The following is a 20,743-nucleotide window of genomic DNA, read 5'->3' as shown; positions in this document are numbered from 1 at the left end:
ATGCGATACCTTCCCCTCGCCCCTGACGACCGGCAAGCGATGCTTGCCACCATTGGCGCCGCCAGCATCGACGACTTGTTCGTCGACGTCCCAGCAGAGGCACAGTTAGCTGGCCCCATCGCGGGCCTGCCGCTGCATGCCAGTGAAATGTCGGTCGAGCGGCACTTCAGCCGCCTTGCGCGCAAAGATATGGCGGCATCGCACCATCCCTTCTTCCTAGGGGCGGGCGCCTACAAACATCATGTCCCCGCAAGCGTCGATCATTTGATCCAGCGCGGCGAGTTCCTGACCGCCTATACTCCCTATCAGCCCGAAATTGCGCAGGGCACCTTGCAAATGTTGTTCGAGTTCCAGACGCAGGTCGCGCGGCTATTGGGCTGTGATGTCGCCAATGCATCAATGTACGATGGCTCGACCGCGTGCTGGGAGGCGATCAGCATGGCCGGGCGTGTGACCAAGCGTTCGCGGGCAATATTAAGCAGCGGTCTTCACCCCCACTATGTGAGTATCGCCAAGAGTATGGCGCGCTTCACTGGCGATATAGTCGAGCCAGCTGTGCCGGTGCTTGAAGCCGACATGGGGCTGGATGCGCTGGCATCGGCCATCGACGACAGCACCAGCTGCGTGGTTGTTCAATATCCCGACATATTGGGACGGATCAGCGACTTGGCCCCGCTGGCTGCGGCCGCGCATGCCAAGGGCGCGCTGCTGGTCGCAGTGGTGACCGAACCGGTCGCGTTGGGCGCGATCAAATCGCCTGGTGAGATGGGCGCGGACATCGTGGTTGGCGAAGGGCAAGCACTGGGCGTGGGGCTGCAATTCGGGGGCCCCTATGTGGGCCTGTTTGCGGCCAAGGAAAAATATGTGCGCCAAATGCCTGGGCGTCTGTGCGGCCAGACCGTCGACGCCGATGGCAAGCGCGGGTTCGTGCTGACGCTGTCAACGCGCGAGCAGCATATCCGGCGCGAGAAGGCGACAAGCAACATCTGCACGAATGCTGGGCTCTGTGCTTTGGCGTTCAGCATTCATATGACTTTGCTCGGCGAACACGGCTTGCGCGATCTGGCCGCGCTCAACCATGCACGTGCGGTGCAGCTGGCGGAGCGACTTGCAGCAATCCCCGGCGTGCGTTTGGTCAACGACAGCTTTTTCAATGAATTCTGCCTTGAACTTCCCGTTGAGGCGCGCGTCGCGGTGCACCATATGGCGGCCCGCGGTGTGCTCGGCGGTGTGTCGCTGGGGCGGCTCTATGCCGACGAGGCGAGGTTGGCGAATGGCCTACTTGTGGCGGTGACCGAAGTTGCGAGCGACGACGATTTCGATGCCCTGGAAACCGCGCTTCGCGAGGCGCTGCATGCAGGAGAAGCAGCATGAGCGGGCTCAACCCTGGCGGCTGGCGCCCCGAGATGGCGGCCAATCAGGATGGCGGCATGCCAGCAACCTCGACGGGCAATCGCGCGCTGATGCTGGAAGAAGCACTGATTTTTGAGATTGGTACGATCGAGACGTGCGGGGTCGATATTGCCCCGGCGCCTGCGGTTGCCAACAGGCTGGGCAATCTGGCACGCAACCAGACTATCGGTCTGCCTGGCCTGTCCGAGCCCGAAACGGTGCGCCATTACACCCGGCTGTCACGGCAGAATTATGCCATCGACCTTGGCCTGTTCCCGCTTGGCAGTTGCACCATGAAGCATAACCCGCGCCTCAATGAAAAGGTTGCGCGCATGGCGGGGTTCGGCGACGTTCACCCGATGCAACCGCAAGAAACGGTGCAAGGTGCGCTGCAGGTGGTGCACGAACTTGCGGAATGGCTGATTGCGTTGACAGGCATGTATGGCGTTGCGATGTCGCCCAAGGCGGGCGCGCATGGCGAGCTGTGCGGCATCTTGTGCATAAAGGCGGCGCTGGAAGCCCGCGGCGAGGATCGCCCGGTAATATTGGTCCCCGAAAGCGCGCATGGCACCAATCCGGCGACGGCGGCTTTTGCCGGTTTTCGCGTCGAAAACATTCCCGCAACGCCCGAAGGCCGGGTTGATCTGGCAGCACTCGAGGCGCGGCTCGGTCCCGATGTAGCGGGGGTGATGATCACCAATCCCAACACGTGCGGCCTGTTTGAACGCGATATGAAGCGTATCTCGGACGCGGTGCACGCGGTGGGCGGCTATGTGTATTGCGACGGGGCGAACTTCAACGCCATCGTCGGTCGGGTGCGCCCCGGCGATCTTGGCATTGATGCCATGCACATCAACCTGCACAAAACCTTCAGTACCCCGCACGGCGGGGGCGGGCCAGGCTCGGGGCCGGTAGTGCTGTCCGAAGCGCTCGCACCATATGGGCCGATCCCCTACGTAGCGCGCATGCCCGACGGGACCTACAAACTGGTCGAGGAGGAATCAGCGGGCGAGATGCATCCGGCGACATTTGGCCGCATGACGGCGTTCCACGGCCAGATGGGTATGTACACCCGCGCGCTGTCATACATCATGAGCCACGGTGCTGACGGGCTGCGTCAAGTGGCCGAGGATGCAGTGCTTAATGCCAACTATGTCCTTCGCAGTCTGGAAAGCGTGCTCGATGCACCTTTTGCGGCATCGGGACCGTGCATGCACGAGGCGCTGTTCAGCGATGAGGGCTTCCCCGACGGCTTTTCGACACTCGACGTCGCCAAGGGCCTCATTGATGAGGGCTTTCACCCGATGACGGTCTATTTCCCGCTGGTCGTCCACGGCGCGATGCTGATTGAGCCGACAGAGACCGAGAGCAAGGCGGCGCTCGACCAGTTCATCGGTGCGCTGGCTAGCGTGGCGCGGCGTGCCAAGCAGGGCGACCCGGCGCTGAAATCAGCCCCGCATTTTGCGCCGCGCGCGCGGCTTGACGAAACGCTCGCCGCGCGCAAACCGGTGCTAGTATGGAAGGAAGCGCCGCTGCCCGAGGCGGCGGAATAGGGGGAATAGGGCGATGGCAGGCGGGATGGCGCGGCTTGATGCCTTCACCGATGCCGCCTTCGCCTTTGCCGTGACGCTGATGGTCGCTGGCGGGAGTAGCGACACGCCCAGTTTCGACGATCTGGCTGCCGTGGCGGCAGGCGCGCCCAGCTTTGCCATCGGCTTTGCCATCATGGTGATGTTTTGGCTGGCTCATGTGCGCTGGCGCAGACTGCGCGGAGTGGGTGACTGGCGCGGGATCATATTGACGCTGGCGCTGGTGTTTACTGTGCTCCTCTACGTTCACCCGCTCCGGGCAATGGCGGCATCTTTTGCCAGTTTTCTGTCGGGCCGTCCCGATGACTATGGCGGGCGGATAGCCGACATGTTCGCGCTCTATGGAATTGGTTTCACTGCGATGAGCGTGATTGTTATGTTGCTGTTCCTCGACGCGCGCCGCGGGTCGGCCGAAGGCGCTGAACCGCGCGAGGCGTTAGGACAGGCGGTCATCTGGGGAATTTGCGCTGTAACCGGTGTGGTCGCGGTGTTGCTAACGCGGATACCCGGGTTCGGGGTATGGGCGCCCTTTGCCTATGCGACGTTGCCCGTGTCGATCGGGCTGTTTGTGCGGCGCTTTCGCTGGTACGGGACAGCCGCCGCAACCACAGAAGGACAGGCTTAATGAGCTGGGATGGCGTATTTTCGCTCACTAATGGGATCGCTATTCTCGGCTGGCTGATTCTGTGGTTCGCGCCGCGGAAACCGGCGCTGTTGTCGCTGGTCATGTATTTGGGTGTCGGCCTTCTCTGCCTCATCTATGTCATCTGTTTTGCCTTGTTGATTGGGGGTGCGGCCGAGGGAAGCAGTATGGCTTCTTTCACCTATGACATCCCCGGCATTCGCAAGCTGTTTGCCAGCGATGCCGGGATCGTCATTGGTTGGACCCACTATCTGGCGTTCGACCTCTTCACCGGCCTGTGGATAGCGCGCGATGCCGACAATAAGGGCTTTTCGCGTGTCGCGCAGGTGCCGGTGCTATTCGCCACACTGATCGCAGGCCCGGTCGGGTTGCTGATCTGGCTGGTTCTGCGCGAACCAGCAGCGCGGCGCAAGAACCGGCGCGTCAGGTGAGCGATGGGCCGTGGCTGCCGGGCGAGGCGGCACGTTCCGCCGAAAAACGCCATGCTCCGGCGACGCTGCGTAACCGCGAGGCGATTGCGGCGGTGTTGGCTGCAGAATTGCCGTCGTCAGGCTTAGTGCTGGAGGTGGCGAGCGGGTCGGGCGAACATGCGGTCTATTTCGCGGACCAATTTCCCGCGCTCGACTGGCAGCCAAGTGATCCTGATCCGGCAGCCCTCGCTTCGATTGCGGCGTGGGCTGGGGATGCGGGGGCGCAAAATGTGCGCGCTCCGCTGATGCTGGATGCTGCAGCGGACGATTGGCCTGTAGCTTCCTCCGATGCCACTTTATGCATAAATATGGTGCATATTAGCCCATGGGCAGCGACACTGGGGCTGATGGCGGGCGCGCGGCGATTGCTTGGCACGGGGCAGCCGCTGATCCTATATGGGCCGTTCATCGAAGATGGCGTTGCCACTGCGCCAAGCAACATGGAGTTCAACGCCAGCCTGCGGGCGCGGGACCCGGCATGGGGTCTGCGCAACGTGCGTGAAGTCAGTGAAGCTGCAGCAAAGCAAGGATTGAAATTGGTTCGGCGCGTAGCGATGCCCGCCAACAATTTGATGCTGGTTTACCGCCCCGCCGATGCCACGTCTTTTGGCGGCGCATAATCCTCGGGCGTGATATCCAGCCGTTCGATACGCGGCGTAGCTTCGCGCGTACGCAATCGTGACCCTGTGGCATCATTCGTAAAGCGCGCCGTCAGCGTATAGCGCTCGATCATGTAGAATCCAGGAGTGCCGTCATTCCCATCCTTCTTGAGCGGGGCGTAAATACGTCCATTGAGGTGCGCAAAAACGGGTTTGAGCCACTGGCGATTGCCCTTGCCGCGCAGCACTTCGACGTCAGAGACGCGTCCGTCGGGATTGACCCAAAAACCGATGTCGGCCCACTGGTCGCTAGTGTTCAGCGCGGTCAGGCGTGAAGTGGTATTGCCGGGGGCCTGGCCGTCGCCGGCGCTGCTGGTCAAGTCGATGCGCTCGATCGGCTCGCTGAATAACAGGACTGGCCGGGTCGCGCCGCCGGTGGCGGCGAACTCGCGCAAGATGGCGGCAGTCGTTTCCTCATTGCCCGATTTACGGTCGGCACGCGCAAGCATCACCCGCGCGGCCAGCCCAAATTCACTCGCGCCAGGTAGCGGGTTGTCGACAATGTCCTGCAGCGCTGCGCGCCCCTCGCTCTTTTCCTGTGGCAGATTGGCCTTTTCGGCGAGCGTATATTTCAGGACTGCACCGCGCAGTCGCGCGAACATGGCGACGCGCGGCTGTGCAAGCGCGATGGCGCGGTTTTCGACGTCCTTGTAAATGCGCTGCGCTTCTTCGGGGTGACCCAGCTTGGCGCGGCTATCGCCAACCTCGATCTGCGCCACCAGCGTGCGCGGGTCATCGGCGCCGACGCCCTTTTTCAACGTATCGCGCATATCGAGAACGGAAAGCTGGAAATTCTTGCCTTCGCCCATATGGAGCGCCACGCGGCTGTTGGCGCGCAAAAGGTCGGACACGGGGACCGGATAGGCTTGTCCATGTTTGCGGTTGCGACCGAGCGACTTCAGCAGCGTGGACCGTGCGCCCTCATACTCGCCGCTGATGAACTGGTTTTCGGCATGCGCAAGCGTGGCTGCGACATCTTCGTCGGGCGGGCAGCCCCGCGCCAGACACGCGGCGAGGGCTTCGGCAGTGTCCTTGAGCGATCGGCCGGTGACCACGATTTCGCGGTTGTCGGTCGTTTCGCTGGCTTGCTGTGCCAGTGCGGTAGGTGCCGCGAGCGCAGAAGTGAAAGCCAGCGCGGCGAACAGCATGGTTTGGCGATGCATGAAGAACAACCCCGGAAAATTGAGAGAGAATAATCTTTTAGGCGATTGCGGTTGACACAGCAATGACCGGAGACGCCGCTTGCCGGTGGGGGATAGCGGTTGGTCGAACGATGCACTGTCATCCAGCCGAATTGGGCGTTGCAAGCCGCAATCATTTGCGCAACCTTGTTCGGGAATGGTGCCGTCAGCGCACCACCAATCCGGGAGAAGTCTGTGTCCGCGGAAAATCTGTCCACCTTTGACGAGTTCATCCGCCATTGGGCGGCCGAGCGCCCCGCCACCATCGCGCTGCGCGAAGGGGACCGAGTGCAAAGCTATGCCGCTCTAGAGGAGAATAGCGCACGCATTTGTGGTGGGCTGGCGGCGCTGGGCCTGCGCAAGGGCGACAGGGTTGCTTATCTGGGCAAGAACAGTGAGCTGTACTTCACCTTGTTCTTCGCAGCGGCGCGAATGGGCGTGGTGATGGTGCCCGTGGGCTGGCGGCTCGCTCCACCCGAATGGGCCTATATCATTAACGACACGCACGCGCAGATCTTGTTCCTCGGCGACGGGTTCGACGACGCGCCGACTGCGCTTTCCGGGCAAGTGCCGGGTGTGCGCCACGTGATGACCGCCGATGCCACGCGTGCGTGGATGACAACCAGCCCGCGCGGCGATTTTGTGGGGGCTGGGCGGGACGATGCGGTGTTGCAGCTCTATACGTCCGGCACGACTGGAAATCCCAAGGGTGCTGTGCTGTCGAATTGGAACCTGTTCGGCTTGCGCCGCGTGGTTGCCGATGCGCAGCTGCCCTATCAGCAATGGGATGATGACGAAGCCGTGCTGGTTGCTATGCCGTGCGCGCATATTGGCGGTACGGGGCTCGGCGTGATGGCGCTTTCGGCCGGCCTGCCCGGCGTGATCCTGCCTGAATTCACCCCCGATGCAGTTTTCGATGCGGTCGAGAAGGGCGGGGTGACGCGATTTTTTATCGTTCCTGCCGCGCTGCACATGCTGCTGATGCATCCGCGCTGCCGCACGGTCGATTACAGCCGGCTGAAATATGTGATTTATGGCGCGGCGCCCATTCCACTCGAGCTGCTGCGCGAGGCGGTGCAGGTGTTCGGGGCACAGTTCATGCAGGCATATGGCATGACCGAGACGACTGGCACCATTTGTATGCTGCCGCCCGAGGATCATGACCCCAATGGTAATCCGCGCATGCGCTCGGCTGGCAAGCCCTTACCGGGAGTAGAGTTGAAAATTGTTGGCGACCAAGGCGAAACATTGGATGTAGGCGAAGTTGGAGAGGTGTGGACGCGATCGTCGAACAATATGCTCGGCTATTGGAACCTCCCCGACGCGACGAAGCGCACGATGACCGACGATGGTTGGATCGCGACCGGTGATGCGGGCTATCTGGACGACGATGGATATTTGTACATCCACGATCGGGTGAAGGACATGATCATCACCGGCGGCGAAAATGTCTATCCGGCCGAGGTCGAAAGCGCCATTTTCGGCCATCCGCAAGTGCAAGAGGTCGCGGTCATCGGCGTGCCCGACGCCAAATGGGGTGAGGCCGTGAAGGCCGTGTGCGTCCCCAAACCAGGGGTGACCATCGATCCCGATAGCGTGATCAACTGGGCGCGCGAAAAGGTAGCGGGTTTCAAAGTGCCGAAATCGGTCGACGTGATAGCGGCGCTTCCGCGCAATCCATCGGGCAAGATTCTGCGGCGCGAGCTGCGCGCTCCCTATTGGGAAGGCATGGAGCGGCAGGTCAATTAGCCGAGCTCAGGTCGGCCTTATGGCAAGGCAGCAGCGGGTCGGATGACCCGGCGCGGGTTGCGTAACGCTGGCTCACTCGCGCGCAGCAGCGCAGCCTCGTCATCCGCGATATAGTCGCGCGCCAGCGGCAGCGCGCGGCGCTGGCGGATAAATTGCAGCTGGTAGTTCGCCATGCCACCATATTCGAACGCGGCCGTCGCTCCTGCCAGATAAAAGCGCCACATTCGGTAAAATTTCTCGCCGAAGCGCGCGACAACCGCCGCACGGTTCAAGGCGACCCGCTTGTCCCATGCCCGCAACGTCAATGCATAATGCATCCGTAGCATTTCGACATCGGCCGCGATTAGCTTGACCGGCTCGCTCGCCGTGACGATTTCAGACAGCGCGGGGATATAGCCACCCGGGAAGATATATTTCCGCGTGAAAGCGTCGGTCGCCCCCGCCTTACCCATCCGACCAATGGTATGGAGCAGCATCACCCCGTCGTCGCGCAATAGCGAGGCACAGGCACGAAAGAATTTGGGGAATTGCGGCACGCCGACATGTTCGAACATGCCGACGGAAACGATGCGGTCATACTGGCCAGGTTCGCGGCCGGCGAGGTCGCGATAGTCGATCAGTTCAAACGTCACTCGTCCCGCGAGCCCTGCAGCCATCACTCGCGCGCGGGCCAATTCAAGCTGTTCGGCGCTGAGCGTGATGCCGTGGACAGTCACGTCCGCGTGGCGGGCCAGATACATCGCCATGCCGCCCCAGCCGCAGCCGATGTCGAGGACATGCTGTCCCGCAGCAAGCCGCAGCTTGGCTGCGATATGCGCCTTTTTGGCCTCTTGCGCCTCCTCCAGCGTCAGGGCGCTGCGTGACGGGCCGCCGGGGTCAGCTACAGCATCAGGCCAATAAGCGCAGCTGTATTGCATGTCATCGTCGAGCCACAGCTGGTAGAAATCATTCGACAGGTCGTAATGATGCGCAACATTTTCGCGCGAGCGCACCAACGTGTTGAGTTGGCGCAGCGGGCGCAGCAGCCCGCCCAGCAGCTTGCGCAGCGGCTTGGGATCACCGATTTCGCCGCCGCGCTCCCAAGGATTGTTGCGCCGCACGAGCTCGATCAGCGCCATTACATCGTCGTTATCGACGCTGACAGCGCCCTCCATGTAGGCTTCGGCGAGGCCCAGGCGCGGTTTCAGCAGGATGCGCCGTTCAGCGCCGGGGTCATGGATGCGCAGCGTGGCGCGCGGCCAGCTGGCGTCACCATCACCAAATTCACGGCGACGACCGTCGTGGCCGATGATAGTTAGCCGCCCTTTGGCCAAGCGTCCGGTCAACAAGCGATCAAGCAAGGGCATAGGCAGATTCCGAAATAGCCGACGTAGTTGCTGGCCTACGTAGCCCGATAGTCCGACTCAATCACCTTCGGCGCAGCCATACCAAGTAAGAGCAAGAAGGAACAAATGAGCGATCAAGCCATCATCCCGCGCCGCACGGTCAGCCAGATTGTCGGGATGATGCACAAAAGCGACACGAGCAGGATGATGCTCAGCGGATCAAAGCCGACAAGCCCATAAAGCGCCAGTGGCCCCCAGATCGTCAGCAATGACAAAACCAAGGCAAGGCTGACCGTACTGCCTTCGAGCACGATGGTGCGATAGAGTTCATCGCTGTTTTGCCATACACGCCAATTGACCCAAAGCTGCACCATCAGCGCAGTGATCACAGCGCCAATGACCAGCGGCGCGCGCATGGGCTCGACCGGCAGGCCAAGCGCAACAAATTCGGCACCCATCGCGAGCAGCGCGATCGCCGACAGGCGTAGTTGCGGAGCGATTTGTCGATGTTCGTCGGGGCCGGCCTCGGCGGTCCAATTCTCGCTTTCATAAAGCCGGCGGCTATAGGACATGGCGAGGCAGATGAGGCCGACCGTCAAAGCGATGAAGCCGAGCAGAAAGGCCGCGCCCTGCGCCGGGGAAAGGTCCTGGAACGTGGTACCCGCAGGCAGCCAGCGCTGGGAAAGTTTCAACCCGCCGTACCCGCACGCTGCCCCGAATAGTCCGCCTAGCGCCGTGCGCTGCCACAATGGCCAACGGCCGCCGCTGGGGGCATTGCCGGGGTCGGATGCGATGTTCATCATGCTCACTCCTGAGGCTCCCAATCGTCGAGAAAGAGGATGTCGACGGGCACACCGAGCAGCTTGGCCGCGCGCAGCGCGAGCGGCAGGCTGGGATCATAACGGTTGGTTTCGACCGCGTTGATCGTCTGCCGCGTCACGCCCAGCCGGGACGCCAGTTCGCCCTGACTCCAGCCCCTGGCCATCCGCAAATCCTTGATCCGGTTTTCCACGCTTTATCCCGTCCGCCACCGATTCGGGTGACAAACATTCTTTACTGTCAAACATGTTTGACTGTCAATGATGTTTGTCAGGCACTCTGTCGTTCGCGTGCGCGGATAAAGGCTGGGCGGCTGGTGCAACGGGCGAGCCATGCTTGCGTGGCTTCGCCCAATTCCTGATTCGCGCCAACGCTTTGCGCTAGGAAGGCGGCATAACCGGCGGCGATATCTGCGATGGTAAAACGCCCTGCGACCAGCCAGTCACGGCCGTCGGCAAGCGCGGCTTCGATGCTGCGGGCGCGGCCACCGAAGAAAGCGCGATAGTCGTCCACAGCCTGCACCAGCCGGCGTTCAGGAGACTCGACCCGTGTGTAACGCAGCATGATCGCGAGCGGAAAGGTGAGCGTTGCATCGGCGCGGTGCAGCCAATTGCGGTACGTCCAATAATCCGCCTCGTCGGAGCGAACCTCCAACGGTGTGCCGACGGCAATGCGCTCACAAATGGCGATCGATTCGGTCATCAGCTGCCCGTCCTCAACCCAGCCGGGGATGGTCATTAACGGATTGACGGCGCGATATTCGGGCGCGAAGGCGCGCGGCGGGAAGGGCATGACGGTGAGGTCGATGTCCATCCCCACCTCTTCAGCCGCCCACAAGCAGCGCAAGCTGCGTGCATCGGCGCAGTGGTAAAGCATCGGCTTTGCAATCATGCGGCAATCTCCTTGGCGCGCTCGACGGCTTTGACATGCTCGCGCCACGCGATGAAAAGCCCGCTGCCGATGATGATTGGTGCCCCCAGCCATGTTGTCGTGGCCGGCAACGTGCCGAAAAACCACCAGCCGAAAGCCACCGACCACAGCAGGCTGGAATAATCCATCGGAATGACGACGGACACCGGCGCAAGGCGCAGGGCGCCGGTGAGGAGCATCTGGGTAACGGCACCCGATAGCCCCAGTAGCACGAGCAAGCCCCATTGCTCCGCGCTGTGCGGGGTCCAGACAATTGGCAACGCTGCGCCCAGCGGTATCAGAGATAGCGCGGTGAACCAGAACACGATCCCGACGGTGGTTTCGGTGCGCCCCAAATCGCGCACAGCAATGGTAATCAGCGCCGTCACAATAGCGCCGGCCAGCGCGACCAGTGCACCGGTCATATGCGGACCGTCAAACGCGCCCATGCCCCCGGGCTGGAGCACAACAAACACCCCGACAAACCCCAACAGGACCGCGCTCCAGCGCGCGCGACCGACTGGCTCGCGCAGCAAAAGCGCAGCGAAAATGGTCGCGAAGATCGGCACCGACAGGCTGATCGTCGTCGCTTCCGCCAGCGGGAGCAGGATGACCCCGCCAAAGTTCAGCGCCATGCCGGTCAGCCCCATCGCCGCGCGGCGCCCATGGGCCCAGATACGACGCGTGCGGACGGCTCGCAGTCCCCCGTGGGTCATGACCCACAAAAGGATGAAGGGCAGGGCAAAGGCCTGACGCCAAAACAGGCTTTCCGCGATATGGATACCTTCGTCGGCCACCAGCTTCACCGTTACAAACATCAAAGCGAGGCCCAGCATCGCGCCGAGCCGCAGCGCGATGCCGCCAAGCAAATTGACCGGCGCAGTGGTGGACGGCGCTTCGCGCGGGTTAGGCACCGATCAGCCCCCTTGCGCCAAGTGGTGCTGTGCGGCTATGGGCCTCGTCCGGCCTAGGGGTATAGCTCAGTTGGTAGAGCATCGGTCTCCAAAACCGAGGGTCGCGGGTTCGAGTCCTGCTGCCCCTGCCAGGTCCGAAAGGCGCAGAAAACTGCGCAACGTCACTCACAATTGCAGACGCTTGGTCGCCATTGCTAAATTGGTTGTGGCGGGGGCTGGCATCGCGGGCATCCATATGCTGCGTTAAGCCATATTGCGCGCATGTAGGAAAGCGCGATCGGTTCACGGCCTAATTCCAGTCGGTCCGCCCGCTCCATTTCAACGCTAGCGCGTCCAGCGCATCGAGTGCCCGGTCCAGTTCATGGCCGCGCAGCGTCAGGCTGTAGGTAACTTTCGGAGGGATGGTCAGTTCTTGTTCGCGGTCAAGAATGCCGACCTGTTCGAGCATGCGCAGGCGTTCGGTCAGTACTTTCGCCGAGATGCCCGGCATCTGTTTCTTGAGCTGGCCAAAGCGCTGTGGCCCGCGCTGGCGGATCAGCCACAGGATATAGGTCGTCCACGGCCCGCTCAAAATCGTGACCAGTCCGTGCAGGGGGCAATCCATGCTGCTGAACTTGGTGAGGTCGATCGGGGCGGTTGCCATGGCCTTAGGTTACTCCAGAGGAACTAGTTACTTTAAGGTATCTACTTGCCGAAAGTAACTAATGGCATAAATGGGCGCGGTGTTCACGCACAAAATTGCCAATCCTTCCCGTGGAGACCCTAGCCATGAAACTTTTCTACAGCCCCGCTTCCTGCGCCATGTCGCCGCACATCGTGCTCGCCGAAACCGGCATTGCCTATGACATCGAGCGGGTCGATCTAGCCACCAAGACCACTGCTAGCGGGGTGCCGCTAAAGGACATCAACCCGCACGACGCGGTGCCCGCACTGGTGCTGGACAATGGCGAATTGCTGACCGAAGGTGCGGCGATCGTGCAATATATTGCCGATCAGCGCCCTGAAGCGGGCCTGCTGCCGCCGCCCGCGACCATTGAGCGCGCGCGCGTGCAACAATGGCTCAATTATATCGCGACCGAAATGCACAAGGCCCATGTGCCGCTGTTCAAGGCGGATTATCCGGCGGAGGCCAAAGCGATTGCATTGACCCAGATCCAGCGTGCCTATGATTTTGTCGCAGCAGCGCTGGCAGAGCGCCCCTATTTGACGGGCGAGCAGTTTACGGTTGCCGATGCCTATTTGTTCACCATCATCAACTGGCACAATTTCATTGCGCTTGATCTGGCGCCTTGGCCAGTGCTGGTCGCGTATCAGGCGCGCGTCGCGGCGCGGCCCGGTGTGCAGCGGGCGATGGCCGAGGAAGGTTTGCTGGACATGGTCGCCCCCTGACCGGGTCGCAATCGGCGGCTGGCGCTAGAATCGCTTCCGGTGTCAGTCGCCGAACAGCTTGCCAAACGTACCCAGCACGCCGTCTTCGCCAAGCGCACCGCCCGATGTGACGGCTGCCCCGGCAAGGCCGACAGCGCCGAGCGCCACTGCTTTCCCCGCGCCCGTGGCAGCTTCCTCGCCCAATTCGCCGAAAACGTTGCCTCCGGCCTGCATTGCGGCAAACTGCGCGGCAAGGCGAGCAAAGGGCATAGACTGGATCCACACGCGACCGGGACCCGTCAGGGCGGCGAAGATAAAGCCTTCGCCGCCGAACATCTTGTTGCGCAGCCCTGCGCCGGCCGAAACGATGCTGTAATCAACGCTTTCCGTGTAGGCCGCGACGCAGCCCGGATCGACATGGATGCGCTCGCCGGCCGCCAGTTCGCGGTCGATGACGGTGCCGCCCATATGAACAAAGGCGTGGCCGCTGCCCTCGATCACCTGCATCAGAAAGCCTTCGCCGCCGAACATACCGGTCATGACGGCGCGGGCGCGGCTCGCCCCGTTGGAGCGGGTGATACCGGGGATGAGTTTCAGCCCGACGCGGGTGCCGCGCGTGGCGGCGATGAAGCTCTGTTTCTGGCAGATTACCTTGCCGCCATGATCGGGCAGCCGCAGCGGGACGATGTTGCCCGGCACCGGCGCGGAAAAGGCGATGCGCGCCGGTGTGGATCCGCCAAAATCCTGGTTGGTGAAAGTAACGGTGAAAAGCCCTTCACCCATCAAGGCGCGTTTGCCTGCGCCGAGCAGTTTGCTGATGATCGCCTCATCCTCTGCGCTGCCGTCGCTGAGCGTGGTGCTCATGTCGATGGCAAAATCCTTCCACACCAGCGCGCCAGGTTCGGCGATCACTGCCTCGCCGGGGTCAAGTGCGATCTCTAGAAATTGAAGTTCATGGCCCAGAATCTGGAAGTCGACTTCGTCGCTGTTGATGCGCGGGGCCCTGGCCACGGCGGGGGAAGGGGATGGTGAAGGGACAGACCCGGTCGCGACCGGCGGCGCAGCAACGGGCACCGGACGCGGAACTGCACGTGCAGGGTCGGCGTCGCCGCGATAATAGCCGGTTCCTTCCGGCAACACCGGCTTGCGGCCAAAGCCGGACGCGGTACGTTCCATGAAATCCTCCCGACCGAGATTTGCGGATAAGCCACTGGCACAAAGTGGTAAATTTGTGCTTAGCGCGCGGATTCCTTGACATTGCTCCAAGCAGTGCGATGCTTGGCATTACATGGCCGAGCGCTTGTCCAACCCGACTGACACGGTGCTGCCGCGCAGCACAGTGGTCGCTTTTGCCATTGCGGTTGGGCCGGTCGCGATCCTTGGCTTGCCGTTCAGCGTCTATCTGCCGCCCTATATCAGCGAAGGCGGGGTGATTGCGGTCGGACTCGTTGGCCTGATGTTTTCAATCTCAACGCTGTGGGACGGGGTGATTGATCCACTGATCGGCACCTGGATCGACCGCAGCACCGCACGCGGGACGCCGCACCGCGCGTGGATGTGGCGCGCCGCCGTGCCGCTGGCGCTGTTGCTGGTGTTGTTGGTGGTTGTGGGGGACACTTTTCCGCTCTGGCTGCTGCTGCCCCTGTTGCTGCTTTTTTACTCCAGCTTTAGCGTTTATGATGTGTCGTATCTGTCCTGGGGATCGGGGCTGGCACAGACGAGCGATGCCAGCAGCCGCTTGTTCGGCGCGCGCGAATGGACGTCGAAACTGTTTCTGGTCGTTGCCTTTGCCGCGCCGGCAGCGGCGCAGGCATTGATCCCGGGTTTGAGCCTGCAAGGGCGAATTATCGCCTATGCCAGTCTGGTCGCCCTGGCGTTGCCCATGGCCCTTTATGCAACGACGCGGTTGCCGCCCGCTGCGCCCGTGCCGATGGTGACGATGGACTGGCGGCGCGAAATCGCTGTGACGCTGCGCTTTCGCCCGTTGCTGCTTGGTCTATGCCATCCAATTTTTTAACAGCTTTGCCTTTGGCACGCTGACGTCCTTGTTTGTCTTCTTTGCCGATGGGGTGCTGGGCCTTGATGACAGCAGCTCGCTCTTGCTGTTCGCGACCTTCGTCGGCGGGGCGCTCAGCACCCCGCTGTGGACGGGAGTGGCGCGGCGCTGGGGCAAACGACGCGGCATGATCGCGATGGAGCTATTTGTGGCGGCGATTTTATGCGCCAGCCTGTTTGCGCGGCCCGTCGGGTTGGGGCAGGCGCTGGGCTTTACGCTGCTACTGGGATCGGGCTTCGTCGGCCTATTGTTCATTTATGGTATGATCAGCGATCTGGCACCCTATGATGCCGCGCGCTGTGGGCGCGATCGCACCGCATTTCTGTTCGCGATCACGATGTTGATGCAAAAGATCGGCGTCGCGAGCGCGATTGCACTTTCCTATGCGCTGCTCGACGCGGGCGAATTTGATGCGCGCAATGCCGCTGCTTCCGCCGACCTGATCCACTGGCTGTTCTCCGGCTTACCAACGCTGGGATGGTTGATGGTCGCCCTTTTGCTGGTGCTATTGATCCAGTGCTGGCCGCGCGGCGAGGTGCCGCAGCCGCCCCTTGCAACATCGCCGCAACCGCACTAAATGCCCCCTATCCCGACATCAGGGTTCTCACCGCACCGGCCCGCCGCCGGTGGAGGGGGCTATGGTCCGGGCAGCCAAGGAAAGCAGATTTATGGCCAAGACCAGCCCCGGCGAATTCGTCAATCAGGTGCGTGCCGAGGCGCGCAAAATCGTTTGGCCCACGGGCCGTGAAACGATGATGACCACCATCATGGTGTTCATCATGGCAACGATTTTGGCCTTTTTCTTTCTGGGCATCGACACGGTTTTTGGGATGGCCGTGCGTTGGCTGACGTCGCTGGCGGGCTGACCACCCGCCGCATTTGAACAGGATTTGGATTGGGGCACATGGCGCGCTGGTATATTATTCACGCCTATTCGGGTTTCGAGAACAAGGTGCGCGATCAGGTGATCGCCGATGCCGAACGGCTGGGGTTGTCGCAGCTGGTCGAATCGGTCGAAGTGCCGACCGAGATGGTCACCGAAATCAAGCGCGGCAAGAAGGTGCAGACCGAGCGGAAATTCTTCCCCGGCTATGTGCTCGCCAAGCTGACGATGACCGATGATGTCTATCACCTTGTCAAAAACACACCGAAGGTGACGGGCTTCCTCGGCTCGTCGGGCAAGCCGCAGGCGATCAGCGAGGCCGAGGCCGCTCGCATTCTGAACAGCAAGGCCGAGGCCGCCGCGCGGCCCAAGACCGAAGTGCGCGTCGATTATGAAATCGGCGATCAGGTCAAGGTTCTCGAAGGGCCCTTCGCCAGCTTCAATGGGCTGGTCGAGGAACTCGACTTCGACAAGGCGCGCGTCAAGGTGTCCGTTTCGATCTTTGGCCGCCCGACCCCCGTCGAGCTGGACTTCGAACAGGTTGAACGGATGAAGTAAGCCGGGCCATTGAGGCGGAGGCTGGCAAAGCCCCCGCCTGCATTGGCCCGAGGCGTTATTTCGCCTTTTTCGCGGCGTCCTTGTCCGCTTCTTTTTTGAGCTGCTCAGCCGTCTTCAGTTTGAGCGATGCCGACTTTTCGTCGAACGCTGCCTTGTCGACCGGCGCCAGGTTGGGGCGTCCGGCCATGACACCTGCGCCAATTGTACAGCGGACATAATAAGTTTCGCCCGATTCAATTTCCATGTTGAGCGTGTCGGTGGCTTCGGACTTGGTCGTGAATACATGCTTGCCCGGCGCGAAGCTGGCGACGAAATATTTGCCGCCAGACAGACCGCCGATCAGTTTGCCGTCCTCGCGCACATTGCACGCGATCGCCGCACCCATGAGGCCGCCGGTGCGATAGAAGACGACCTGACCCTTGCCCGCTTCGGGCGCGCCGATGGCCACCGGTGCCTTGTCGGCGGCCGTGGCGATTCCCGATGCTGTCAAAAGCGCCAGCGCGCCGACTGCCACGAGCAATTTGATGGAACGCATGTTCATTCTTCTCCCTCAGTGAATATGGTGTCAGCCGCGGTCTTGGCATGGGCGCGGGTACCGGTCGGCACGTCGACATTGCCGCCGGCGATTAGCAAAGTCAGTGGAATAGCGATGACGGCGCCAGCGACAAGCGCCTCTTTTGCGTTGTTCTTGCCGGTGCTGGGGCCGAATTTGAAGCTACGTAGAACGATCCGGGTGCCTTGGTAGTCGATATAGCGCGCCGCGAGGATCATCTCCCCCGCCTTGCCTGCTGCACGCGCCTTGGCCGCGTGGATCACTTCGCCTTCGCCAGTTGCGCCTGCCGGAACCAGGACCCTGCCGTCCAACATGATGGGTTCGGCAAGGCGGATGGGGAACATCTCGCCCATCTTGCTCGTCTTCGAATTGAGCGGTGCCAGAATCTCTATATCCACCACCGTCATGGCGGGCAGGGTGACGCTCGTCACGGCGACAGGCGCGGCTATGTCGCTCGCCGGAAGCAGTTCCTGTGCTATGGCAAGGAACGGCGCAGCGCCGCACAAGACGCCCAACAGGGCCAATCTGTAACGCAAAGAAATTCCCCCGATTGGCTAATCGATAGATTCGGGATTCGGCCCGCGCAAGGCACATGTTGAACGGCGACGGATATGATTGCCGCACAAGCGGAGGTTGTCCTTGCTTTTCGGGCAGTCGCGCGCTAACGGCGCTCGCTTCCGCGTCCTCGGGCGTGGATTTCGCGCGGGAGGCGGTTTTCGGACCGCTGTTTGACCGCATAACTTGAGTCACTGCTTCGGCAGCGACGACAGAGAGAAGAAGGAGGCCATCATGGCCAAGAAGATCAGCGGCTATATCAAGCTGCAGGTGCCGGCTGGCAACGCCACGCCGTCGCCGCCGCTCGGGCCGGCTCTGGGCCAGCGCGGCGTGAATATCATGGAATTCTGCAAGGCGTTTAACGCGTCGACGGGTGACCTGGAAAAGGGCACGCCGACGCCGGTGATCATTACCGTTTATGCCGACAAGAGCTTTTCCTATGTCACCAAGACGCCGCCCGCGACCTATTTGATCAAGAAGGCCGCGAACCTGAAGTCGGGATCGAAGGAACCTGGCAAGCTGAGCGCAGGCAAAATTGCGCGCTCAAAGCTCGCCGAGATCGCCGAGATCAAGATGAAGGACCTGAATGCCAATTCGATCGAACAGGCGACCAAGATTATCGAGGGCAGCGCGCGTTCGATGGGCCTTGAAGTGGTGGAGGGCTGATCATGGCACTTTCGAAAAAGGCCAAGTTGCTGGCTGAAAAGCACGACAATCAGAAATTGTTTGCGGTTGACGAAGCCATCAAGACGGTGCGCGAGCTCGCCTCGACCAAGTTTGACGAGACGATGGAAATCGCGATGAACCTGGGCGTCGATCCGCGCCATGCCGACCAGATGGTCCGCGGCGTTGTGACGCTGCCCGCCGGAACCGGCAAGGACGTCAAGGTTGCCGTGTTCGCCCGCGGCGACAAGGCCGAAGCCGCGCTTGCCGCCGGGGCCGACAAGGTTGGCGCCGAAGACCTGCTGGAAGACATGCAGGCCGGCAACCTCGACTATGGCCGCGTTATTGCGACGCCGGACATGATGGGCATCGTCGGCCGTCTTGGTAAGGTGCTGGGTCCCAAGGGCCTGATGCCGAACCCCAAGCTGGGCACCGTGACCCCGAACGTCGCCGAAGCGGTTAAGGCCGCCAAGGGCGGTCAGATCGAGTATCGCGTCGAAAAGGCTGGGATCATCCATGCTGGCCTTGGCAAGCTGTCGTTCGGCGAGGAAAAGCTGCGCCAGAATTTCGACGCCTTTGTCGAAGCGGTGATCAAGGCCAAGCCGTCGGGCGCAAAGGGCAAATATGTCCGCAAGATCGCGTTGAGCTCGACCATGGGTCCGGGCGTCAAGGTTGACGTGGCGGATGTCGCCGGCGCTTAAGCGCTGCGCTAGACCATGAGACACGAGAGGGCCGGGGGAAACTCCGGCCCTTTTCATTTGGGATGGCCTTCTCCCCCCCCGCCGACCGGAGGGCAGGACAGGCTATTCTCGCAACGCCCTTAGCGCCGCGCCAACGGCAAAGGGCCCAATCGCCGTCAGCAGCAGGCTCGACGCCGCGAGCAGTTTGAGTGCGCCCGCTCCCGCCGGGTTAAGCAGTCCAGCGCCGAAAATCAGCAGCGGCACCGCCAGCGGCAGGACCAGCAATCCAGCGATGGCGTTGCCGCCCTTGAGCGGCGCGGTCAGCGCGGCGCTGAGGACCGCCAGTGTCGCCAAACCGGGCGCGGCGACGGCCAAGCCCAGCGCGATAATTTCCACCATCTGCGCATCCAGACCCAACAGCGCCGACGCCGGAAACAGGGCGACGAGCAAGGGCAAGCCGAAGCCGAGCGCGTGGCTGACTATCCGGGCCATCGCCACGACCTCGTCGGAAAGACCGCGCACAGCAAACTGATCGAGCATGCCCGCTTCCCAGTCAGGCCGCACCAGCCGATCCACGGGGAGCAGCGCGGCAAGCAGCGCCGCCACCCACATCACCCCGCCGCCGGTGCGCGCCAGCAATTCGCGATCAGGCCCGACAGCAAAGGGAAACAGCGTCGCCACCAGCAGAAAGAAGGCGACCGGCAGCCAGATGCTGCCGCTGCCCCACGCGCGGCGCAGGTCGCGGGCGAGCAGCGCTGCGAGCGGCCGGATCATGCGCGCCCTCCGAGAAGAAATTCCTGCTGTTCGGGCAGAGCGAGGTCGAAGTGCGAGGCGAACAATATGCAACCGCCGGTGGCGCGGTGCCGCGCAATGACTGCGCGCAGCATGTCGAGCGAAGCGGCGTCAAGGCCGTTGCCCGGTTCGTCGAGTAGCCACAGTTGCGCGCCGCTGGCAATGGTGCGCGCCAGCACGGCGCGTTTGCGTTGGCCCGTGGACAACATGGCGACAGGAACATCGGCCAACGGGGCCAGGGCCATTGCGTCCATCGCTGCGCTAATGGCGGGGGGGTCCGCACCATCAAGCGGGCCCCAGAACGCCAGCGCGCGCGCAAGAGGGAGCTCGGGGTCGAGCGCAGCGCGCTCGTCGGCCAACGCCAACAGCGCAGGGCGGGTGACGGTGCCCGCTTCAGGCGGCAGCAGCCCGGCGACAAGACGGAGCAGGCTGGACTTGCCGACGCCATTGGGGCCGCGCACCCATAATGCCTCGCCCGGTGCGAGCGCGAACCCAACATCTTTGAACAGCAGCCGTCCGCCGCGGATGCAGGTTAGGTCGTTACAGGCCAGCAACGGCGTCAAATGCCATCCTCGATCGCGTGCATGTCATCGTCCGAAAAGCCGAAATGATGCCCGATTTCGTGGATCAGGACATGGCGGATCAGATGGTCCAGCCGTTCGCCGGTTTCGACCCATTCGACCAGGATCGGCAGGCGGTAGAGCGTTACCACGTCGGGTATTGCACCCGATTCCTCGACCGATTTGTGTGTCAGCGGGCGGCCGGAATAAAGACCAGTCAAATCATAGGGATGCTCGATCTCCATCGCGGCCAAGGTTTCGGCATCCGCGACATCTTCGATGCTGAGCAGCAGGCCGGCAACATGCGGTCGGAAGGCATCGGGCATCGCGGCCAGCGCGGCTTCGGCGAGCGCCAGGAATGCATCCTCGTCGGGCGCGGCACCGGCATAGGGGGCAGGGGTCGGCTTGTTGTCCATCGCGCTTCG

At 62.2% G+C, this 20,743-nt stretch carries 26 protein-coding genes and 1 tRNA gene; 14 read left to right on the top strand and 13 right to left on the bottom strand.

Annotation, left to right across the window (positions count from 1 at the left end):
* The 5 genes from gcvPA to AC2TC0_RS11610 are packed head-to-tail and all read left to right on the top strand — an operon-like array spanning nt 1 to nt 4,714.
* Complete coding sequence (gene gcvPA, locus AC2TC0_RS11630; protein WP_484717691.1) at nt 1-1,374, top strand: aminomethyl-transferring glycine dehydrogenase subunit GcvPA; 1,374 nt, start codon at nt 1-3, stop codon at nt 1,372-1,374.
* Nucleotides 1,371-2,945 (top strand): aminomethyl-transferring glycine dehydrogenase subunit GcvPB, encoded by a 1,575-nt coding sequence (gene gcvPB / locus AC2TC0_RS11625; RefSeq protein WP_484717690.1) that lies wholly within the window; start codon nt 1,371-1,373, stop codon nt 2,943-2,945. The genes gcvPA and gcvPB overlap by 4 nt, the downstream gene beginning before the upstream one ends.
* 13 nt (nt 2,946-2,958) lie before the next feature.
* Entirely contained in the window at nt 2,959-3,606 is a 648-nt protein-coding gene (locus tag AC2TC0_RS11620; protein WP_484717689.1) for a TMEM175 family protein, read from the top strand.
* Nucleotides 3,606-4,055, top strand: coding sequence for an ABA4-like family protein (locus tag AC2TC0_RS11615; protein WP_484717688.1), 450 nt, complete (start codon nt 3,606-3,608; stop codon nt 4,053-4,055). The genes AC2TC0_RS11620 and AC2TC0_RS11615 overlap by 1 nt, the downstream gene beginning before the upstream one ends.
* The gene (locus AC2TC0_RS11610; RefSeq protein ID WP_484717687.1) at nt 4,052-4,714 is read left to right on the top strand and encodes a DUF938 domain-containing protein; all 663 of its coding nucleotides are present in this window, start codon (nt 4,052-4,054) and stop codon (nt 4,712-4,714) included. The genes AC2TC0_RS11615 and AC2TC0_RS11610 overlap by 4 nt, the downstream gene beginning before the upstream one ends.
* On the opposite strand, the gene AC2TC0_RS11605 is transcribed toward AC2TC0_RS11610, so the two are convergent.
* Nucleotides 4,675-5,916 (bottom strand): hypothetical protein, encoded by a 1,242-nt coding sequence (locus AC2TC0_RS11605; protein WP_484717686.1) that lies wholly within the window; start codon nt 5,914-5,916, stop codon nt 4,675-4,677. The two genes, AC2TC0_RS11610 and AC2TC0_RS11605, sit on opposite strands and share 40 nt — an antisense overlap.
* A gap of 213 nt (nt 5,917-6,129) precedes the next feature.
* Here AC2TC0_RS11605 and AC2TC0_RS11600 point away from each other — a divergent pair, with 213 nt between their 5' ends.
* Nucleotides 6,130-7,683 carry a fatty acid--CoA ligase gene (locus tag AC2TC0_RS11600; RefSeq protein ID WP_484717685.1) on the top strand — a complete coding sequence of 518 codons (1,554 nt, stop codon included), beginning with the start codon at nt 6,130-6,132 and terminating at the stop codon, nt 7,681-7,683.
* 17 nt (nt 7,684-7,700) lie between these two features.
* Here AC2TC0_RS11600 and AC2TC0_RS11595 read toward each other — a convergent pair whose 3' ends face one another.
* The 5 genes from AC2TC0_RS11595 to AC2TC0_RS11575 form a co-directional block, all read right to left on the bottom strand.
* Nucleotides 7,701-9,029: a class I SAM-dependent methyltransferase gene (locus AC2TC0_RS11595; protein WP_484717684.1), complete on the bottom strand. Its 1,329-nt coding sequence runs from the start codon at nt 9,027-9,029 to the stop codon at nt 7,701-7,703.
* Nucleotides 9,030-9,142: 113 nt separating this feature from the next.
* A complete protein-coding gene (locus AC2TC0_RS11590) occupies nt 9,143-9,808 on the bottom strand; it encodes a hypothetical protein (RefSeq protein ID WP_484717683.1) in 666 nt (221 codons plus the stop codon).
* 5 nt (nt 9,809-9,813) lie between these two features.
* Entirely contained in the window at nt 9,814-10,020 is a 207-nt protein-coding gene (locus tag AC2TC0_RS11585; protein WP_484717682.1) for a helix-turn-helix transcriptional regulator, read from the bottom strand.
* Between the two features lie 77 nt (nt 10,021-10,097).
* The gene (locus AC2TC0_RS11580) at nt 10,098-10,718 is read right to left on the bottom strand and encodes a glutathione S-transferase family protein (protein WP_484717681.1); all 621 of its coding nucleotides are present in this window, start codon (nt 10,716-10,718) and stop codon (nt 10,098-10,100) included.
* Complete coding sequence (locus tag AC2TC0_RS11575) at nt 10,715-11,650, bottom strand: DMT family transporter (RefSeq protein WP_484717680.1); 936 nt, start codon at nt 11,648-11,650, stop codon at nt 10,715-10,717. The genes AC2TC0_RS11580 and AC2TC0_RS11575 overlap by 4 nt, the downstream gene beginning before the upstream one ends.
* A gap of 55 nt (nt 11,651-11,705) precedes the next feature.
* Between AC2TC0_RS11575 and AC2TC0_RS11570 the strand changes: the two genes are divergently transcribed.
* Nucleotides 11,706-11,781: transfer RNA gene (locus tag AC2TC0_RS11570), tRNA-Trp, on the top strand.
* Nucleotides 11,782-11,939: 158 nt separating this feature from the next.
* On the opposite strand, the gene AC2TC0_RS11565 is transcribed toward AC2TC0_RS11570, so the two are convergent.
* Nucleotides 11,940-12,293, bottom strand: coding sequence for a winged helix-turn-helix transcriptional regulator (locus tag AC2TC0_RS11565; RefSeq protein ID WP_484717679.1), 354 nt, complete (start codon nt 12,291-12,293; stop codon nt 11,940-11,942).
* Between the two features lie 125 nt (nt 12,294-12,418).
* Between AC2TC0_RS11565 and gstA the strand changes: the two genes are divergently transcribed.
* Nucleotides 12,419-13,039 (top strand): glutathione transferase GstA, encoded by a 621-nt coding sequence (gstA, locus tag AC2TC0_RS11560; protein ID WP_484717678.1) that lies wholly within the window; start codon nt 12,419-12,421, stop codon nt 13,037-13,039.
* A gap of 42 nt (nt 13,040-13,081) precedes the next feature.
* Here the strand turns inward: gstA and AC2TC0_RS11555 are convergent, their stop codons facing one another.
* On the bottom strand, nt 13,082-14,194 hold the full coding sequence (locus tag AC2TC0_RS11555) for an AIM24 family protein (RefSeq protein ID WP_484717677.1): 1,113 nt from the start codon (nt 14,192-14,194) through the stop codon (nt 13,082-13,084).
* 112 nt (nt 14,195-14,306) lie between these two features.
* Here AC2TC0_RS11555 and AC2TC0_RS11550 point away from each other — a divergent pair, with 112 nt between their 5' ends.
* The 4 genes from AC2TC0_RS11550 to nusG all read left to right on the top strand — a co-directional run bounded on the left by AC2TC0_RS11550 (nt 14,307) and on the right by nusG (nt 16,515).
* Nucleotides 14,307-15,035 (top strand): MFS transporter, encoded by a 729-nt coding sequence (locus tag AC2TC0_RS11550; protein ID WP_484717676.1) that lies wholly within the window; start codon nt 14,307-14,309, stop codon nt 15,033-15,035.
* Nucleotides 15,010-15,651, top strand: a complete 642-nt coding sequence (locus AC2TC0_RS11545; protein WP_484717675.1) for an MFS transporter — start codon at nt 15,010-15,012, stop codon at nt 15,649-15,651. Before AC2TC0_RS11550 ends, AC2TC0_RS11545 begins: the two co-directional genes overlap by 26 nt.
* Nucleotides 15,652-15,742: 91 nt before the next feature.
* Complete coding sequence (secE, locus tag AC2TC0_RS11540) at nt 15,743-15,940, top strand: preprotein translocase subunit SecE (protein WP_484717674.1); 198 nt, start codon at nt 15,743-15,745, stop codon at nt 15,938-15,940.
* 38 nt (nt 15,941-15,978) lie between these two features.
* The gene (gene nusG / locus AC2TC0_RS11535) at nt 15,979-16,515 is read left to right on the top strand and encodes a transcription termination/antitermination protein NusG (protein ID WP_484717673.1); all 537 of its coding nucleotides are present in this window, start codon (nt 15,979-15,981) and stop codon (nt 16,513-16,515) included.
* Between the two features lie 55 nt (nt 16,516-16,570).
* Here nusG and AC2TC0_RS11530 read toward each other — a convergent pair whose 3' ends face one another.
* Together AC2TC0_RS11530 and AC2TC0_RS11525 are read right to left on the bottom strand one after the other, a co-directional pair.
* The gene (locus AC2TC0_RS11530; protein WP_484717672.1) at nt 16,571-17,056 is read right to left on the bottom strand and encodes a DUF2846 domain-containing protein; all 486 of its coding nucleotides are present in this window, start codon (nt 17,054-17,056) and stop codon (nt 16,571-16,573) included.
* A complete protein-coding gene (locus tag AC2TC0_RS11525) occupies nt 17,053-17,592 on the bottom strand; it encodes a hypothetical protein (protein ID WP_484717671.1) in 540 nt (179 codons plus the stop codon). Before AC2TC0_RS11525 ends, AC2TC0_RS11530 begins: the two co-directional genes overlap by 4 nt.
* Nucleotides 17,593-17,857: 265 nt before the next feature.
* On the opposite strand from AC2TC0_RS11525, the gene rplK reads away from it, so the two are divergent.
* Complete coding sequence (gene rplK, locus AC2TC0_RS11520) at nt 17,858-18,289, top strand: 50S ribosomal protein L11 (protein ID WP_484717670.1); 432 nt, start codon at nt 17,858-17,860, stop codon at nt 18,287-18,289.
* Nucleotides 18,289-18,987 (top strand): 50S ribosomal protein L1, encoded by a 699-nt coding sequence (gene rplA / locus AC2TC0_RS11515; protein WP_484718117.1) that lies wholly within the window; start codon nt 18,289-18,291, stop codon nt 18,985-18,987. Before rplK ends, rplA begins: the two co-directional genes overlap by 1 nt.
* A gap of 102 nt (nt 18,988-19,089) precedes the next feature.
* Here rplA and AC2TC0_RS11510 read toward each other — a convergent pair whose 3' ends face one another.
* From AC2TC0_RS11510 to AC2TC0_RS11500, 3 genes are read right to left on the bottom strand one after another with little or no spacing between them, the layout of a single operon-like run.
* Nucleotides 19,090-19,737, bottom strand: coding sequence for a heme exporter protein CcmB (locus tag AC2TC0_RS11510; RefSeq protein ID WP_484718116.1), 648 nt, complete (start codon nt 19,735-19,737; stop codon nt 19,090-19,092).
* Entirely contained in the window at nt 19,737-20,321 is a 585-nt protein-coding gene (gene ccmA, locus AC2TC0_RS11505; RefSeq protein WP_484717669.1) for a heme ABC exporter ATP-binding protein CcmA, read from the bottom strand. Before ccmA ends, AC2TC0_RS11510 begins: the two co-directional genes overlap by 1 nt.
* Nucleotides 20,318-20,734: a metallopeptidase family protein gene (locus tag AC2TC0_RS11500; protein ID WP_484717668.1), complete on the bottom strand. Its 417-nt coding sequence runs from the start codon at nt 20,732-20,734 to the stop codon at nt 20,318-20,320. The genes ccmA and AC2TC0_RS11500 overlap by 4 nt, the downstream gene beginning before the upstream one ends.
* Between the last annotated feature and the right edge of the window lie 9 nt (nt 20,735-20,743).

The sequence above is a fragment of the Sphingopyxis sp. sgz302558 genome (genome assembly GCF_057220455.1).
This window is presented reverse-complemented; position numbering and strand designations above follow the sequence as displayed.

Coding starts and splice junctions, on each gene's coding strand:
- gcvPB (WP_484717690.1), top strand. CDS start 1,371: ATGAGCGGGCTCAACCCTGGCGGCTGGCGCCCCGAGATGGCGGCCAAT.
- AC2TC0_RS11550 (WP_484717676.1), top strand. CDS start 14,307: ATGGCCGAGCGCTTGTCCAACCCGACTGACACGGTGCTGCCGCGCAGC.
- AC2TC0_RS11620 (WP_484717689.1), top strand. CDS start 2,959: ATGGCAGGCGGGATGGCGCGGCTTGATGCCTTCACCGATGCCGCCTTC.
- AC2TC0_RS11605 (WP_484717686.1), bottom strand. CDS start 5,916: ATGCATCGCCAAACCATGCTGTTCGCCGCGCTGGCTTTCACTTCTGCG.
- AC2TC0_RS11530 (WP_484717672.1), bottom strand. CDS start 17,056: ATGAACATGCGTTCCATCAAATTGCTCGTGGCAGTCGGCGCGCTGGCG.
- secE (WP_484717674.1), top strand. CDS start 15,743: ATGGCCAAGACCAGCCCCGGCGAATTCGTCAATCAGGTGCGTGCCGAG.
- AC2TC0_RS11590 (WP_484717683.1), bottom strand. CDS start 9,808: ATGAACATCGCATCCGACCCCGGCAATGCCCCCAGCGGCGGCCGTTGG.
- gcvPA (WP_484717691.1), top strand. CDS start 1: ATGCGATACCTTCCCCTCGCCCCTGACGACCGGCAAGCGATGCTTGCC.
- AC2TC0_RS11615 (WP_484717688.1), top strand. CDS start 3,606: ATGAGCTGGGATGGCGTATTTTCGCTCACTAATGGGATCGCTATTCTC.
- rplK (WP_484717670.1), top strand. CDS start 17,858: ATGGCCAAGAAGATCAGCGGCTATATCAAGCTGCAGGTGCCGGCTGGC.
- AC2TC0_RS11565 (WP_484717679.1), bottom strand. CDS start 12,293: ATGGCAACCGCCCCGATCGACCTCACCAAGTTCAGCAGCATGGATTGC.
- nusG (WP_484717673.1), top strand. CDS start 15,979: ATGGCGCGCTGGTATATTATTCACGCCTATTCGGGTTTCGAGAACAAG.
- AC2TC0_RS11500 (WP_484717668.1), bottom strand. CDS start 20,734: ATGGACAACAAGCCGACCCCTGCCCCCTATGCCGGTGCCGCGCCCGAC.
- AC2TC0_RS11595 (WP_484717684.1), bottom strand. CDS start 9,029: ATGCCCTTGCTTGATCGCTTGTTGACCGGACGCTTGGCCAAAGGGCGG.
- gstA (WP_484717678.1), top strand. CDS start 12,419: ATGAAACTTTTCTACAGCCCCGCTTCCTGCGCCATGTCGCCGCACATC.
- AC2TC0_RS11580 (WP_484717681.1), bottom strand. CDS start 10,718: ATGATTGCAAAGCCGATGCTTTACCACTGCGCCGATGCACGCAGCTTG.
- AC2TC0_RS11555 (WP_484717677.1), bottom strand. CDS start 14,194: ATGGAACGTACCGCGTCCGGCTTTGGCCGCAAGCCGGTGTTGCCGGAA.